Annotated in this window: 11 protein-coding genes; 4 read left to right on the top strand and 7 right to left on the bottom strand. The window is 59.9% G+C overall.

The annotated features are described in order from the left end of the window. The first annotated feature begins 1 nt into the window (after window position 1). The 4 genes from truB to WBR57_RS28495 all read left to right on the top strand — a co-directional run bounded on the left by truB (window position 2) and on the right by WBR57_RS28495 (window position 4,520). Window positions 2–919: a tRNA pseudouridine(55) synthase TruB gene (truB, locus tag WBR57_RS28510; RefSeq protein WP_122540400.1), complete on the top strand. Its 918-nt coding sequence runs from the start codon at window positions 2–4 to the stop codon at window positions 917–919. A 115-nt stretch (window positions 920–1,034) separates the two neighbouring features. Further along, a complete protein-coding gene (gene rpsO / locus WBR57_RS28505; RefSeq protein WP_003176135.1) occupies window positions 1,035–1,304 on the top strand; it encodes a 30S ribosomal protein S15 in 270 nt (89 codons plus the stop codon). Between the two features lie 194 nt (window positions 1,305–1,498). Then, window positions 1,499–3,604: a polyribonucleotide nucleotidyltransferase gene (gene pnp, locus WBR57_RS28500; RefSeq protein ID WP_099584795.1), complete on the top strand. Its 2,106-nt coding sequence runs from the start codon at window positions 1,499–1,501 to the stop codon at window positions 3,602–3,604. Window positions 3,605–3,899: 295 nt separating this feature from the next. Then, window positions 3,900–4,520: a BON domain-containing protein gene (locus WBR57_RS28495; RefSeq protein WP_122540402.1), complete on the top strand. Its 621-nt coding sequence runs from the start codon at window positions 3,900–3,902 to the stop codon at window positions 4,518–4,520. A gap of 235 nt (window positions 4,521–4,755) precedes the next feature. On the opposite strand, the gene WBR57_RS28490 is transcribed toward WBR57_RS28495, so the two are convergent. The 7 genes from WBR57_RS28490 to panB all read right to left on the bottom strand — a co-directional run bounded on the left by WBR57_RS28490 (window position 4,756) and on the right by panB (window position 15,306). After that, window positions 4,756–7,689, bottom strand: coding sequence for a DUF748 domain-containing protein (locus tag WBR57_RS28490; protein WP_424088632.1), 2,934 nt, complete (start codon window positions 7,687–7,689; stop codon window positions 4,756–4,758). Between the two features lie 87 nt (window positions 7,690–7,776). Further along, on the bottom strand, window positions 7,777–8,793 hold the full coding sequence (locus WBR57_RS28485; RefSeq protein ID WP_424088630.1) for a class I SAM-dependent rRNA methyltransferase: 1,017 nt from the start codon (window positions 8,791–8,793) through the stop codon (window positions 7,777–7,779). 58 nt (window positions 8,794–8,851) lie between these two features. Beyond that, window positions 8,852–9,721, bottom strand: coding sequence for an oxygenase MpaB family protein (locus WBR57_RS28480; RefSeq protein WP_424088628.1), 870 nt, complete (start codon window positions 9,719–9,721; stop codon window positions 8,852–8,854). 6 nt (window positions 9,722–9,727) lie between these two features. Then, window positions 9,728–11,665 (bottom strand): acetate--CoA ligase, encoded by a 1,938-nt coding sequence (acs, locus tag WBR57_RS28475; protein WP_424088626.1) that lies wholly within the window; start codon window positions 11,663–11,665, stop codon window positions 9,728–9,730. Window positions 11,666–11,768: 103 nt separating this feature from the next. Beyond that, window positions 11,769–13,433 carry a glucose-6-phosphate isomerase gene (gene pgi, locus WBR57_RS28470; RefSeq protein WP_424088624.1) on the bottom strand — a complete coding sequence of 555 codons (1,665 nt, stop codon included), beginning with the start codon at window positions 13,431–13,433 and terminating at the stop codon, window positions 11,769–11,771. 224 nt (window positions 13,434–13,657) lie between these two features. Continuing rightward, window positions 13,658–14,509 (bottom strand): pantoate--beta-alanine ligase, encoded by an 852-nt coding sequence (gene panC / locus WBR57_RS28465; RefSeq protein WP_424088622.1) that lies wholly within the window; start codon window positions 14,507–14,509, stop codon window positions 13,658–13,660. Beyond that, window positions 14,506–15,306: a 3-methyl-2-oxobutanoate hydroxymethyltransferase gene (panB, locus tag WBR57_RS28460; protein ID WP_424088620.1), complete on the bottom strand. Its 801-nt coding sequence runs from the start codon at window positions 15,304–15,306 to the stop codon at window positions 14,506–14,508. Before panB ends, panC begins: the two co-directional genes overlap by 4 nt. Between the last annotated feature and the right edge of the window lie 357 nt (window positions 15,307–15,663).

Raw genomic sequence — 15,663 nt, 5'->3', positions numbered from 1 at the left:
GGTGGCTCAGGTCAAACGTATCCGTCGCAACGTCAGCGGCATCATTCTGCTCGACAAGCCCATTGGCTTTACCTCCAATGCCGCGTTGCAGAAGGTCCGCTGGCTGCTCAACGCCGAGAAGGCCGGCCACACCGGCAGCCTCGATCCCCTGGCCACCGGCGTGCTGCCGTTGTGCTTTGGCGAGGCGACCAAGTTCTCGCAATACCTGCTTGATTCCGACAAGGGTTACGAAACCCTGATGCAACTGGGCAAGACCACCACCACGGCCGATGCCGAAGGTGATGTTCTGCAGGTTCGCGACGTGACCGTTGGTCGTGCTGATATTGAAGCTGCTTTACCCGGTTTTCGTGGGCAAATCAGTCAGATACCGCCGATGTACTCGGCGCTCAAGCGTGATGGCCAGCCCCTTTACAAGCTGGCACGTGCGGGCGAAGTAGTGGAGCGCGAACCGCGTTCTGTTACTATTGCGCGCTTGGAATTGCTCGCCCATGAAGGCGACACTGCCCGCTTGGCCGTGGATTGCAGCAAAGGCACCTATATCCGTACCCTGGTGGAAGATATCGGTGAACAGCTCGGTTGCGGCGCGTACGTTGCAGAACTGCGACGCACCCAGGCAGGCCCTTTCAGCCTGGCCCAGACGGTCACGCTGGAAGAGTTGGAAGCCGTACACGCCGAAGGCGGCAATGAAGCAGTTGATCGCTTCCTGATGCCCTCGGACAGCGGTTTGCTCGATTGGCCATTGCTGCACTTCTCGGAGCACAGCGCGTTCTACTGGCTCAACGGCCAGCCGGTACGTGCCCCGGATGCCCCGAAGTTCGGCATGGTGCGAGTACAGGATCATAACGGTCGCTTTATCGGTATCGGTGAAGTGAGCGAAGACGGGCGCATCGCGCCGCGTCGACTGATTCGGTCAGAATGACCGAACGAGTGTGGCTGTTAACAGGCACGGTCAACACTCATTTTTAGATACAGGGATTTGTCCCTGGCCTGTTGAGATCACCCTTTGGGTGGTTTCCTGAAAAAAGGATTGCCTCATGGCTCTCGACGTTCAAGAAAAAGCACAAATCGTTGCTGACTATCAGCAAGCTGTTGGTGACACTGGTTCGCCAGAAGTGCAAGTTGCACTGCTGACCCACAACATCAACAAGCTGCAAGGTCACTTCAAGGCCAACGGTAAAGATCACCACTCCCGTCGTGGTCTGATCCGCATGGTAAACCAGCGCCGTAAGCTGCTGGACTACCTGAAAGGCAAGGATCTGGGTCGTTATCAGGCTCTGATCGGTCGCCTGGGTCTGCGTCGCTAATAAGCGATTGCGCTAGAGGTTGGTTGTCTGCCATGTGTCAGTGGAATTTCCGCTGGCCCGTGGCAGGCTCCCAGCCTCAAGTTTTATCTGGATACACGTTTTACCCTGGACCAGGCTCGGGCCGATTCCCGACATTGCCCAAGAATTTCGCAAGAAGACAAGTTCCCCAAGAGCCACAAAGAAGGTAGGACACCGTGAACCCGGTTATCAAAAAATTCCAGTTCGGTCAGTCGACCGTTACCCTCGAGACAGGCCGTATCGCCCGTCAAGCCTCCGGCGCAGTGCTGGTCACCGTTGACGATGACGTCACCGTATTGGTGACCGTGGTTGGCGCCAAGACCGCTGACCCAAGCAAAGGCTTCTTCCCTCTTTCCGTTCACTACCAGGAAAAGACTTACGCTGCCGGTAAGATCCCTGGCGGTTTCTTCAAGCGTGAAGGCCGTCCTTCCGAAAAAGAAACCCTGACTTCCCGACTGATCGACCGTCCGATCCGTCCGCTGTTCCCAGAAGGCTTCATGAACGAAGTGCAGGTTGTCTGCACCGTCGTTTCCACCAGCAAGAAAACCGATCCGGACGTCGCTGCGATGATCGGTACTTCGGCTGCCCTGGCCATCTCCGGTATTCCTTTTGATGGCCCGATCGGCGCTGCCCGCGTTGCTTTCCACGAAAGCACCGGCTACCTGCTGAACCCGACTTACGAACAGCAGAAAGCCTCGAGCCTGGACATGGTCGTTGCCGGTACTTCGGAAGCCGTGTTGATGGTTGAATCGGAAGCCAAAGAGCTGACCGAAGACCAGATGCTGGGCGCAGTCCTGTTTGCTCATGACGAGTTCCAGGTTGTGATCAACGCTGTTAAAGAACTCGCTGCTGAAGCCGCCAAGCCGACTTGGGCCTGGGCTCCACAAGCTGAAGCAACTGAACTGCTGGGCGCTATCCGCTCCGAGTTTGGCGCTGCCATCTCCGACGCCTACACCATCACCGTCAAGGCCGATCGTTACGCGCGCCTGGGCGAGCTGAAGGATCAGGTCGTAGCCAAGCTGTCCGGTGAAGAAGGCCAGCCTTCTTCCAGCGAAGTCAAAGCTGCATTCGGCGAAATCGAATACCGCACCGTTCGCGAAAATATCGTTAACGGCAAGCCACGTATCGACGGTCGCGACACCCGCACCGTACGTCCGCTGAACATAGAAGTCGGCGTTCTGCCGAAGACCCACGGTTCGGCCCTGTTCACCCGGGGTGAAACTCAGGCGCTGGTCGTCGCGACCCTGGGTACTGCCCGTGACGCACAGCTGCTGGACACCCTCGAAGGCGAGAAAAAAGACCCGTTCATGCTGCACTACAACTTCCCGCCGTTCTCGGTGGGTGAGTGTGGTCGCATGGGTGGCGCTGGTCGTCGCGAAATCGGTCACGGCCGTCTGGCTCGTCGTTCGATCTCGGCCATGCTGCCGGCTGCCGACGTGTTCCCGTACACCATTCGTGTTGTGTCGGAAATCACCGAGTCCAACGGTTCCAGCTCGATGGCTTCGGTTTGCGGTGCTTCCCTGGCACTGATGGACGCTGGTGTGCCGATGAAGGCGCCGGTTGCCGGTATCGCCATGGGCCTGGTTAAAGAAGGCGAGAAGTTCGCCATCCTGACCGACATCCTGGGTGACGAAGACCACCTGGGCGACATGGACTTCAAAGTAGCCGGTACCGCCAAAGGTGTTACCGCGCTGCAGATGGACATCAAGATCAAGGGCATCACCGAAGAGATCATGGAAATCGCTCTGGGCCAAGCCCTGGAAGCGCGCCTGAACATCCTCGGCCAGATGAACCAGATCATTGGTCAGTCGCGTACCGAGCTGTCGGAAAATGCTCCGACCATGATCGCGATGAAAATCGACACCGACAAAATCCGTGACGTCATCGGTAAAGGCGGCGCGACCATCCGTGCGATCTGCGAAGAGACCAAGGCTTCGATCGATATCGAAGACGACGGTTCGATCAAGATCTTCGGCGAAACCAAGGAAGCTGCTGAGGCTGCACGTCAGCGCGTCCTGGGCATCACCGCTGAAGCCGAGATCGGCAAGATCTACGTCGGTAAGGTTGAGCGCATCGTCGACTTCGGCGCATTCGTCAACATCCTGCCGGGCAAAGACGGTCTGGTTCACATCTCCATGCTGAGCGACGCTCGCGTTGAGAAAGTGACCGACATTCTGAAAGAAGGCCAGGAAGTCGAAGTACTGGTACTGGACGTGGACAACCGCGGCCGTATCAAGCTGTCCATCAAAGACGTAGCAGCAGCCAAGGCTTCGGGCGTTTAATCACCCGCAGGCTTTACGCTGAAAAAAGGACCCTTCGGGGTCCTTTTTTTATGGATATAGGAAACTGCCTAAAAATCAGGCGGTTAATAGAATTCAAAAGCCGCAACTTGCATGCAGGTTCGGCCGGGTTCATGCAAGTTGCACGATTCCGAAAAAATGCAAATTCTATAAGTTATTGTTTTTAAATGGTTTATTTCAGAATCTGGACTTGGCACACTGCCTGCAATATCCCTGTTAACGCTGCAGCATCAAGGTTCACACACTGCAGACTTTTAATAAAACAGGAGTTACTCGTATGAAGAAGTTCGCTCTCGCTACTGCTACCGCTCTGACCCTGGCCATGGGTGCTAACGTGGCCTTTGCCCAGACTTCCCAAGCGCCAATGACCCTGGCAGCTGGTGAAGCCACCAAGGCTAAAGAAAGCGTTTCGGATACTTGGATCACTACCAAAGTTAAATCCGATCTGCTGACCGAAAAAGGCATTCCTGGTTCGGACATCAAGGTAGAAACCAACAAAGGCGTGGTTTCCCTGTCGTCGACCGTAGCTATCTCGGATTCGCAGAAAGCGACTGCTGTAGCGATCACCAAGAAAATCAAAGGTGTGACCGCTGTTTCTGCTGACGGCCTGATGGCTGGCGGCGCCACTAAAGCCGACAACGTCGACAAAACCAAAAGCGCAGCTGCTGGTGCCAAAGAGTCCACCTCCGACACTTGGATCACCACCAAAGTGAAAGCTGACCTGGTGACCGAGAAAGGTATTCCGGGTACCGACATCAAAGTCGAAACCAACAAGGGTGTAGTTTCCCTGTCGTCGACTGCTGCTGTGACTGAATCGCAGAAAGCCACTGCCGTTGCGATCACCAAGAAAATCAAAGGCGTTAAAGCTGTATCGGCCGACGGCCTGAAAGCAGAGTAACGCTCAACCTATCGACTGAACTGTACGTCGGCGGCGGAGAGTGAGTTAGATATCCACTCAAGGCACCTCACGAGTTCATGCGACCGACCACACGGATGTGGTCATTACAGGCCCCGGCACTTGTGTCGGGGCCTGTTCTATTTCGGCTATAAACAACCTCCACCCCAGGCCGATCATAAACAAATGTGGGAGCAGGCAAGCCATCTCCCATATTCAGAGGTCTGTTGCTTGCCGGTTACTCCGCATCCAGGTGCATCGGCGTTACCACTCGGCCATCTTTCTCCGCTTGCCCCAGGTTGGCGTCGATGAAGTACACCCGGTCATCTTCCAACTGTCCTTTGTCTACCAGGTAGTCCTTGATGGTACTCGCGCGGTCCTGGCCCAGTTGACGCAGTAGCACATCACTGGCACTCCAATACTTGATCACACCGTCACGCAACTTCGCGGCACGGTCATCGTCGCTGAGGTTTTTCCATTCGGCTGGTGGCTGTTGTTTAAGGCGCGTGCGGTAGATGCCTTCAAGCAAGGGCGCCTTTTCCTTTTCGGGTACTACTAGCAGCGAAGCCTGGGCCGGAACCTTGTCGCCACGGCGCTGCAGGATCTTGTAGTAGTTGTATTGGTATTCACGTTCCAGGCGCTCTGCGGCCAGGAACGGCCCGTCGCTGCTGGCGGCCGCCGTGCCTTCGATCTCCAGACGCAGGGTAGGGCGCGCTTTCAGCGCCTTGGCCAGGGTGTTCAGCGCGCCTTCTGCATCCTTGTTGAGGTCGCTTGAGCCAGCGGCAAACGACACATTGCCCAAATCTTCCGAACCCCCGCCGGTCACCAGCCCGCCGATGAACTTGAAGGGCGCCGTCGCCGCGCGCACCACCAGATTACGCAGGGTCTGCCACACGATCGGCATCACGCTGAACTGAGGGTTATTCAGGTCACCGGTGACCGGCAGTTCAATCGAAATCTTGCCGTCGGAGTCTTTGAGCAGGGCAATCGCCAGACGAAGCGGCAAGTCCACCGCATCGGCACTGTCGACCTTCTCACCCAGTTGCAGTTGTTCAATCACTACTTTGTTTTCAGCCTTCAACTGGCCTTTGGTGATCACGTAATGCAGGTCGAGGTTGAGCCGGCCCTTGCGAATACGGAAGCCTGCGAACTTGCCGGAGTAGGGCGTCAATGTGGTCAGCTCAACCCGTTTGAAGCTGGTGGCGATATCCAACGATGCCATCGGATCAAACGGATTCACGGCGCCCTTGATGGTCACTGGCGCATAGCGGTCCACCTTACCCTTGATATCGACGCTGGCCGGTTTGGCCTGGCGGCTGTCGATGGTGCCGATCTGCCCGTTGAGTTGTTGAATCGCCGTGGCGAAGTTGGGCGTGAGGCTGAAGTCGGCGAAGTTGGCCGAGCCGTCATTGATCGCGATTTGCCCGATGTGAATGCCCAGGGGCTTGTCTTTACTGGCCGCGGGTTTGGCCGCCGACTTGGCGCCGTTGTCGGCCGGTTGTGGGATCAGCAAGTCATCGATGTTGGTGGTGCGGTCATCGTTGATCATGAAGCGCGCATACGGCTGCAGCAGATTGACCTTGGCAATCGACAGGCTGTCGCCGTGCTGATAGTTCACGCCTTCCAGGACCAGGCGCTGCCATTTGAGGAAGTCGCGAGTCTTGAGGGTGTCGAGGGTGTGCAACTGGTCGACCTGCGCCCGGCCGGTCACTTGCAGCGCGAGCGGATCGATGCTTTTGAGGTTCACGTCGAGGTCGCTGCCGAGCATACCGCTGCGCAATTCCAGGCGGATAAACGGGCTGATATAAGCCTGCGCAACCCGCAGGTCGATGTCCTGGGTGTTCACCTTCAGCCTGGCGCTGACCGGGTTGAGATTGACCTCGCCGGTCGCCTTGATCTTGCCTTGTTTGCCCAGCCCGGAGTCGACCTTCAGGGTGAAGGGGCTCCCATTGAGGCTGTCGAAATTCTGCATGTCGACGTTCAGCGGGCCCAGTTCCAGGGCGACGGCTGGTTTGGCCGCACGGTCGGCCAGGTGCACCTGATAATTGCGCAGTTGCACGTCCTTGAGCAGCACTTGCCAGGGTTTGCTGGGCGCCGCAGGGGGCGGTTTTGGCGAGTCGGCGGTGGCTGGCGCAGTGGCCGGCTCGGGCGCCTTGGCCGGTTTACTCGGTTGGCTGGCGAACAGCTTCTGCCAGTCGAGTTGGCCATCGGCTTCGCGCGCGGCCCAGGTTTCCAGCTTGTTGCTGCGGATCTTGCCGACCACCACTTGCTGCTTGGCCAGGTCGATGGTGGTCTCACTGACGTCCAGGCGCTCCAGGCGTACCAGTGGGCGCCCATCCGGTGCCTTGATGGCGAACGGCGCGATGCTCGCAGCAGTGTTGGTCAGCTTCAGTTCGGTTTCTTTGGCCAGGCTGAAGGTGTACTCGGTACTGAAGTTGAGTACCCCGTTCTCAAGCACCAGCGGCACGGCGTCACGCACGTATGGCCACCATGCTTTCATCTTGCCGTCGGTGACTTTCAGCGTGCCTTGGGAGGTGATCGGCACCAGGCTCACGTTGCCTTTCCAATCGATCCGGCCTCCCTCCGGGCCTGCGGCCACCAAGGTCATGTCGGCATTGTCTTCCGGCAGCGTGCTGAGGTTTTTCAGCTCGAAGTCGAGTTTGTCGTAGAGGAATTCGATAGGTTCGCTGGGGCGCAAATCCCGAAAGTGCACATAGCCGCCGGCCAGCTTGATGCTGTCGATGCGCAGCGGGAAGGGTTTGGCATTCGGGTCGCTCGGAGTTGGCTCGCTTGGCGGCAGCTTGAACAGCTGCGCCAGGTTCAGTTGGCCGGACTTGTCGAACAGCAGTTCGGTCTTGGGCTGCTCCAGTTGCACGTCGGCCAGGTGCAGGGCGCGGGTCCAGAGGCTGTCGATCTGCAAGTTGGCGTAGAGGCGCTCGAATCCCAGCTGTTCCTTGCCCGGTTCGCCGACCTTCAGGCCCCACACGGTCAACTCCAGGCTGAACGGGTTGAGCTCGATGCGCTCGACCCGCGCCGGCAGTGTGGCGTAAGTGGCCAGTTGTTGGTTGGCAATGCGAAGGGCGATGCCCGGCAGAATCAAGAAGCCCAGCAAGCTGTATAGAGCAAGAGCGGTCAACAGGGCGCCAGCGGCGCGAATCAATCCTTTGGGCATGGGTGACGCCATCTATGTAGAACGAGAGTGCCTTGGAGTATGGCACGGGTTTTCGGTTCCGAAGCACGGGCCTTCTTGGGAAAAGCCCTACAGTTGCAGGATCAGGGTTTTCAACGGCGGCTGTTGATCCTGTGAGGGAAAGTCCGCGCCCGGCGCCATGATTTGCCAGTCGCGCACCGGGCGCCCGGCCTTCTCGGCGCAGCGCAACACCTGCTCGCGCCAGTCGTCCATGCTGACTTTCGCCAGGTTGTTGCAGCAGATCAGCACGCCATTGTCGGCGGTGGCGAGCAGCGCCGGCTTGAGCAGGCTCTGGTAGTCGCGCAGCAGGTCGACGGTGCCAAACGCGCTCTTGGCCCAGGCCGGCGGGTCGAGCAGTACCAGGTCATATTGACGTTGCTCCAGGCGCGGATAGCTCGGCAGTTTCTGGCCGCGACGCTGGGTGATCGGCAAGCCGGCCAATTGGCGAATCGCCGGGAAGTAATCGGACTGTACAAATTCCATGGTGGGCAATTGCGGATTGAGCAGGCCATTCTCGCGGCCAACCGCCAGGTTGCCCTCGGCGAAGTCCAGGTTACACACCTCACGCGCACCACCGGCCGCCGCGCTCAAGCCCACGCCGCAGGTGTAGGCGAACAGGTTCAACACGCTTTTGCCGGCGCTGTGCGCCTTGACCCAGCCACGGGTGTTGCGCAGGTCGAGGAACAGCAACGGATCTTGCCCGGCATGCCGCCCACGCACGCGGTAATTGAGCCCCCACTCGTGGCCTACGAGGTCCTCGAGCGCAGCGGGTTCGGCGCGGTACACCGTGTCTTCGCGATCAATGCGCGAGTTGCCACGGGAGCGGTCGTTGTATACCAGCAGCAGTTCCAGCCCCAGGTGCTGATTGACCTGATGATGCAGCGCCAGCAGGTCTGCGGTTTCCAGCGATTGATGGAAGCTCTGCACCAGCAGTTGCGGGCCGTAGCGGTCGACTGTCAGGCCGCCGGCGCCTTCCTGGCTGCCGTGGAACAGCCGATAGCAATCGGTGCCCTGGGCATGCAGCTCGTTGATCAGGTCTTGGCGTTGATCGAGGGCGGCGCGCAGCGCCTGATTCAGAGGGGTCATAGTGCGCGCCTTGCTGGATAAAATGCGGGCGCGGAGTTTAACAGTTATGGGCGGTCGCCTACATCAACCCCATCCGCCGATGGGCGCGTTGCACCGACCCATTGCGCATCGCCCAGCGCAGCAAAGGTGCACTGCGCTTGACCCCGGCGCGGATCATCTGGCGTTGCAGTGGGCTTTGATGGTGTCCGAGCATGCCGCTGGCCCAGTCCGGCAGCAGGTCGATCCCGGCCTGCATCATCAAGGCGCCAAAGGGTTTGGCAAGCTGGCTGGGAGCGGGCGCGTTGAGCAACAGGCGCAGCACTTCACGGCTGCGCTCGTCGCACAGCAATTGCGGGCGAATACGCTCCAGATAATCCGACACTTCCTGCCGTGAGCGTGGCACATTCCGCGCGCCCAGCCGTTCGGCCACCAGGGCGATTTCGCTGTAGTAACGGTCCTGGTCCCGACCCGGCAGCTGCGGGTTGCGATAGCGCAGGTGGGCGGCGAGAAAGTTACTGACCTCCGCCACATGCACCCAGGTCAGCAGTTGCGGATCGCTGGCCGCGTAAGGTCGCCCGTCCGGCGCATGCCCCACCACCTGCAGGTGAATGGTGCGGACTTTCTCGATCAGCCACTCCGCATCCTTGCGCGAGCCGAAGGTGGTGCCGGAAATAAATTGCGAGGTCCGCCGCAGGCGCCCGAGCATGTCCTGGCGAAAGTTCGAGTGGTCCCACACGCCTGCCAGCGCCAGCGGGTGCAAGGCTTGCAGCATCAAGGCGCTGATGCCGCCGATGAGCATGCTGCTGAAGTCGCCGTGCACCTGCCAGTTGACCGAGTCGGGACCGAACAGGCCAGGGTCGCCCTTGGGGTTTTCCAGGTCCAACTGGCCCAGTGACAAGCCGGTCAGGCTCATCAACTGGTTCTCGATACGGCTGCGGATGAATTCCATGGGTTCCTATCGGTTCAGGCGTTTGTCGATCAGGCCATCCACCACGCTCGGGTCGGCCAGGGTCGAGGTATCACCGAGGCTGTCCAGTTCGTTGCAGGCGATCTTGCGCAGGATTCGCCGCATGATCTTGCCGGAGCGGGTCTTCGGTAGGGCAGGCGCCCATTGGATCAGTTCGGGCTTGGCAAAGCTGCCGATTTCCTTGCTGACCAGTTCCAGCAGGTGTTTTTTCAACGCATCACTGGGCTCCACGCCATTCATGGGGGTGACGAAGGCATAGATGCCCTGGCCCTTCACGTCATGCGGGTAGCCGACCACGGCAGCTTCGGCCACCTGGTCGTGCAGCACCAGGGCGCTTTCCACCTCGGCGGTGCCGATGCGGTGGCCGGACACGTTGATCACATCATCGATGCGCCCGGTGATCCAGTAATCGCCGTCTTCATCGCGACGTGCGCCGTCACCGGTGAAGTAGTAGCCGGGGTAGGGTTTGAAGTAGGTATCGATCATGCGCTGCGGGTCGCCATAGACGCTACGGATTTGCCCAGGCCAACTGGCTCTGATCGCCAGCACGCCACTGCCGGCGCCGCTGATTTCCTTGCCTTGCTCATCCAGCAGCACCGGCTGTACGCCGAACATCGGCTGGGTCGCGCAGCCAGGCTTGATGCGCTGGGCGCTGACCAGCGGGCTGAGCATGATGCCGCCGGTTTCGGTCTGCCACCAGGTGTCGACGATGGGGCAACGCTGTTCGCCGACGGCGTTGAAGTACCAGTCCCAGGCTTCCGGGTTGATTGGCTCACCGACGCTGCCCAGCAGGCGCAGGCTGGCGCGCGAGGTGTTCTCCAATGGGCCGTGGCCCTCGCGCATCAGCGCGCGCAGGGCGGTGGGCGCGGTGTAGAAAATATTCACCTGATGTTTGTCGATCACTTGCCAGAAGCGCGAGCTGTCCGGGTAACTCGGTACGCCCTCGAACATCAGCGAGGTGGCGCCATTGGCCAGCGGGCCATACACGATATAGCTGTGGCCGGTGACCCAGCCCACGTCGGCGGTGCACCAGAACACTTCGCCGTCGCGGTAGTCGAGCACGTATTTGAAAGTCATCGCCGCCTGCAGCAGGTAGCCGCCGGTGGTGTGCAGCACGCCCTTGGGTTTGCCGGTGCTGCCTGAGGTGTAGAGGATAAACAGCGGGTCTTCGGCGTCCATCGGCTCGGGCGGGCAATCAGCGCTGGCAGCGTCCAGGGCCTGTTGATACTTGAGGTCGCGGTCTTTTACCCAGATAAGGTCTGCCCCGGTGCGCTCCACTACCAGCACTGTGCTGACGTCCGGGCAACTGGCCAAGGCCTTGTCGACATTCTGTTTCAGCGCCACGGGCTTGCCACCGCGCACGCCTTCATCGGCGGTGATCACGGTGCGGCAGTCGGCATCGAGAATACGGTCGCGCAGGGCGTCCGGCGAGAAACCACCAAACACCACCGAGTGCACCGCACCGATCCGCGTGCAGGCCAGCATGGCGTAGGCCGCTTCAGGGATCATCGGCATGTAGATGCACACCCGGTCGCCTTTTTTCACGCCACGGCTTTTCAGCACGTTGGCCAGGCGGCTGACGTTTTGGTGCAGTTGGCGGTAGGTGATTGTGGAAGATTTCGTTGGATCATCGCCTTCCCAGATGAAGGCCGGCTGATCAGCGCGTTGCGCCAGGTGACGGTCGATGCAGTTGTAGCTGACGTTCAATTGGCCGGCGGCAAACCACTGGGCGGCGCCGGTCTTGATGTCTGACTGTTGCACGGTGTGCCACGGCGTTATCCAGTCGAGAAAGCCGTTGGCTTGTTCAGCCCAGAAGGTATCGGGCTGTTCGATGGATTGACGATAGAGGCGCTGATAGTCGGCTTGGCTGAGCTGCGCGGCACGACGCACGGCATCGGCAGTGGGGAATTGGCTGATATCGAACATGAGCGGTCCTTATTCTTGTTTTCGGGACAAGTCATAAAGATGCACGCTGTGGGGGGAGGGTTCAAGGCCAACGTCCAAACGGACGTTGGCCCCGAGATCGGCTTCAGCCGCGATGACGACCGCGGAAGTAGTTGATCAGGCCTTGGGTGGATGCATCGTCGGCCAGGGTTTCTTCGGCGCCGGTCAGGCGGTTGTAAACGCCCTTGCCAAGCTCCTTGCCCAGTTCCACACCCCATTGGTCGAAGGCGTTGATGCCCCAGATCACGCTCTGCACGAACACTTTGTGTTCATACATGGCCACCAGTGCGCCCAGGCGACGTGGGCTGATGCGCTCGACCACGATGGTGTTGCTCGGGCGGTTGCCTGGGATCACCTTGTGCGCAGCCAGCTTCTGTACTTCGTCTTCCGCCAGGCCTTTGTCACGCAGCTCGGCTTCGGCTTCGCTGCGGGTCTTGCCGAGCATCAACGCCTGGCTCTGCGACAAGCAGTTGGCGTACAGCCACTGGTGGTGGTCGGACACCGGGTTGAAGCTGACAATCGGTACGATAAAGTCGGCCGGAATCAGTTGGGTCCCTTGGTGCAGCAACTGGTGGTAGGCATGCTGACCGTTGCAGCCGACGCCGCCCCAGATCACCGGGCCGGTATCGGTGGACACTGGTGAGCCGTCCTGGCGCACGCTTTTGCCGTTGGATTCCATGTCCAGCTGTTGCAAGTGTTTGGTGATGTTACGCAGGTAGTGGTCGTATGGCAGGATCGCATGGCTCTGCGCGCCCCAGAAGTTGCCGTACCACACGCCCAGCAGGCCCAGCAGCACCGGCATGTTGGCTTCGAACGGCGCGTTCTGGAAATGCTGGTCCATGGTGTAGGCGCCGGACAGCAGCTCCTTGAAATTGGACATGCCGATGGCCAGGGCGATTGGCAAGCCAATGGCGGACCACAGCGAGTAGCGGCCGCCGACCCAGTCCCACATCGGGAAGATGTTTTCTTCGCGGATACCAAAGGCCACGGCCGCGGCGTTGTTGCTCGACACGGCGATAAAGTGGCGATACAGCTCGGCTTCCGAGCCACCCTGGGCCAGGTACCAGGCGCGGGCGGCCTGGGCGTTCTTCAGGGTTTCAAGGGTGTTGAAGGATTTCGACGAGACGATAAACAGCGTGGTCTCGGCGCGCAGCTTCATGGTCAGCTCGTGGAACTCGCTGCCGTCGATGTTCGCCAGGTAATGGCAGCGCACGCCTTTATGGGCGTAGGACAACAGTGCTTCGGATACCAGCTCCGGGCCGAGGAACGAGCCACCGATGCCGATGTTGACCACGTCAGTGATCGGCTTCTCGGTGTAACCGCGCCACAGGCCATCGTGGATGCGGCCCACAAGGTCGGTGATCTGGTTCAGCACTTTGTGCACGTCCGGCATGATGTTCACGCCGTTGACCGACAGCTTGTCGCCCACCGGGCGGCGCAGGGCGGTGTGCAGGGCCGGGCGGCCTTCGGAGGAGTTGACCGGTTCGCCGGCGTACAGCGAGTCAATCGCGCCTTTGAGGTCGACTTCCTTGGCCAGCGCCACCAGCAGGTCGCGGGTTTCGCGGGTGATCAGGTTTTTCGAGTAATCGAGGAAAAGTCCGCAGCTGCTCAAGGTGAACTGGGAAAAACGCTGAGGATCGGCATTGAACGCTTCGCGCATGCTGAAATCCTGCATGGCTTGGCGATGTTGATTGAGCGCTTGCCAGGCGGGCAGAGCGGTAACGTCATGAGGAGTGCGGTAGTACGCCATCGCTGCGGGTTTCCTTTTATTACGGGGACTGCCTTTAGGACACTTCAAAGCCCGGAACGTCCAGTCTTTCATCAAGCAGTGGGTTCCGGACAGCGCTAACCATAGCGCAGGGCGATTACATTAAACCTAGCGTGCCGATATGTCTTGGCTTTGTCTGCGCTGTGGCCGGTACTTTTTTATACCGGCGCATCAGGCAGGGCAACAGGCGGGGTGTAAAGAGGGGGTCAGGCGAGGTTCAAATGCAGGTTGTCGATCAGGCGCGTGGCCCCCAGATAGGCGGCTACCAGAATCACCACGTCGCGGTCCTCGGCGGTGGCGGGCTGCAGGTTCACCCCTTGGCGCACCTCCAGATAGTCCAGGCGCAGGCCGGCGGCTTCGATCTGCTTGACCTGTTCGGCGCACAGCCTGGCGAAGTCGCGGTCACCGCCTTTGATGGCGGCGGCAATCTCGCTCAGGCTGCGGTACAGCACCCGGGCGATGGCGCGTTGCTCGTCGGTGAGGTAACCGTTGCGCGACGACAGCGCCAGGCCGTCGGCGGCGCGCACGGTCGGTTCGCCGATGATCTGGATCGGCATGTTCAGGTCATGGACCATGGCGCGAATCACCGCCAGTTGCTGGTAGTCCTTCTGGCCAAACACCGCCATGTCCGGCTGGACCATGTTGAACAACTTGCTGACCACCGTGGCCACCCCTTCAAAGTGCCCGGGGCGGCTCGCACCGCACAGGCCTTCGGACAGCTGCGGGACGCTGACGCGGGTCAGGCCGGTGGTACCGCCGGGGTACATCTCATCGACGGTGGGCGCAAACAGCAGGTTGCAGCCGGCTTGCAGGAGCTTTTCCTGGTCGGCGGCCAGGGTGCGCGGGTATTTGTCGAGGTCTTCCCCGGCGCCAAATTGCAGCGGATTGACGAAGATGCTGGCCACGACGAAGTCCGACTGTTGCGCAGCCTTGGTCACCAGCGTGGCGTGGCCGCTGTGCAGGTTGCCCATGGTGGGGACAAAGCCAATGCGTTTACCGGCGTTGCGGGCATGGGCGACGGCAGAACGCAGTTCGCGTAGGGTTTTTACGGTGTTCATGCAGAGAATCCGTGTTCGGCGCCTGGGAAGGTCACGCCTTTGACTTCGGTGACATAGGCACTCAGCGCGGCGTGGATGCTGTCCTGGCCGGCCATGAAGTTCTTCACGAACTTGGGCACGCGGCCGGTGATCGACAAGCCGAGCATGTCGTGCAGCACCAGCACCTGGCCATCGGTGGCCGAGCCTGCGCCAATGCCGATCACCGGCACCTTGACCGCCTGGGTGATTTCGGCCGCCAGTTCGCTCGGTACACACTCGAGCAAAATCATCGCAACCCCGGCTTGTTCCAGGGCGATGGCATCGGCGCGCATCTGGCGCGCCTGGGCTTCATTGCGACCCTGAACCTTATAGCCGCCGAGAATGTTCACCGATTGTGGCGTGAGGCCCATGTGCGCACACACCGGCACGCCGCGTTCGGCGAGCAGGCGGATCGACTCGGCAAGCCATACAGCGCCTTCCACCTTGATCATGTGCGCGCCGGCTTGCATCAACTTGCCGGCATTCTGGAAGGTCTGTTCAAGCGTGGCGTAACCCATGAACGGCAGGTCGGCGATGATAAATGCGCCGTCGTTACCGCGTTTGACGCTGGCGGTGTGGTAAGCGAGTTCATCGGTGGTGACGGGCAGGGTGCTGTCATTCCCTTGAAGAACCATGCCCAGGGAGTCGCCTACCAGTAACACTTCCACACCCGCCTGGCAGCAGGCCTGGGCGAAGGTGGCGTCATAGCAGGTCAGCATGGTGATTTTTTCACCTTTGAGCTTCAGGCTCTGCAAGGTGGTCAGGGTAATGTCTGGCATGAAAAGGGTCCTCGTTCAGGCGCTTGGAAACAGCGAGTAACGCGCGTGAGTCTTCGTTTATACAGGCGCACTTTCTTGAGAGCAGTGCTTATAAGGCCTGGATTGCGCCCTTTAGCGCCGGGTTGGCGGCAGCGGGACGCCTATAGTCGTGAGGAGGACACGGGAAGTCAATTGGATGTGTTACCGCATTGTTACGCGTGGGGTGTTACCCCTGTTACTGATGCGATTCAGCAAGATAAACGCTGTTATGAGTAACGCTGAAGTCAAAGGTGGGAGCTGGCTTGCCTGCGATGCAGGCGACTCGTTACATCAGTGAAGCCGAGGTGATGCAATCGCAGGCAAGCCAGCTCCCACAGG

Source organism: Pseudomonas sp. (genome assembly GCF_049590575.1).
In the GTDB taxonomy this organism is placed as follows: domain Bacteria; phylum Pseudomonadota; class Gammaproteobacteria; order Pseudomonadales; family Pseudomonadaceae; genus Aquipseudomonas.
The sequence above is the reverse complement of the archived record's forward strand: the minus strand, read 5'-3'. Positions and strand labels throughout refer to the sequence as shown.

Coding starts and splice junctions, on each gene's coding strand:
- panB (WP_424088620.1), bottom strand. CDS start 15,306: ATGCCAGACATTACCCTGACCACCTTGCAGAGCCTGAAGCTCAAAGGT.
- WBR57_RS28495 (WP_122540402.1), top strand. CDS start 3,900: ATGAAGAAGTTCGCTCTCGCTACTGCTACCGCTCTGACCCTGGCCATG.
- pgi (WP_424088624.1), bottom strand. CDS start 13,433: ATGGCGTACTACCGCACTCCTCATGACGTTACCGCTCTGCCCGCCTGG.
- WBR57_RS28480 (WP_424088628.1), bottom strand. CDS start 9,721: ATGGAATTCATCCGCAGCCGTATCGAGAACCAGTTGATGAGCCTGACC.
- WBR57_RS28485 (WP_424088630.1), bottom strand. CDS start 8,793: ATGACCCCTCTGAATCAGGCGCTGCGCGCCGCCCTCGATCAACGCCAA.
- panC (WP_424088622.1), bottom strand. CDS start 14,509: ATGAACACCGTAAAAACCCTACGCGAACTGCGTTCTGCCGTCGCCCAT.
- acs (WP_424088626.1), bottom strand. CDS start 11,665: ATGTTCGATATCAGCCAATTCCCCACTGCCGATGCCGTGCGTCGTGCC.
- WBR57_RS28490 (WP_424088632.1), bottom strand. CDS start 7,689: ATGCCCAAAGGATTGATTCGCGCCGCTGGCGCCCTGTTGACCGCTCTT.
- rpsO (WP_003176135.1), top strand. CDS start 1,035: ATGGCTCTCGACGTTCAAGAAAAAGCACAAATCGTTGCTGACTATCAG.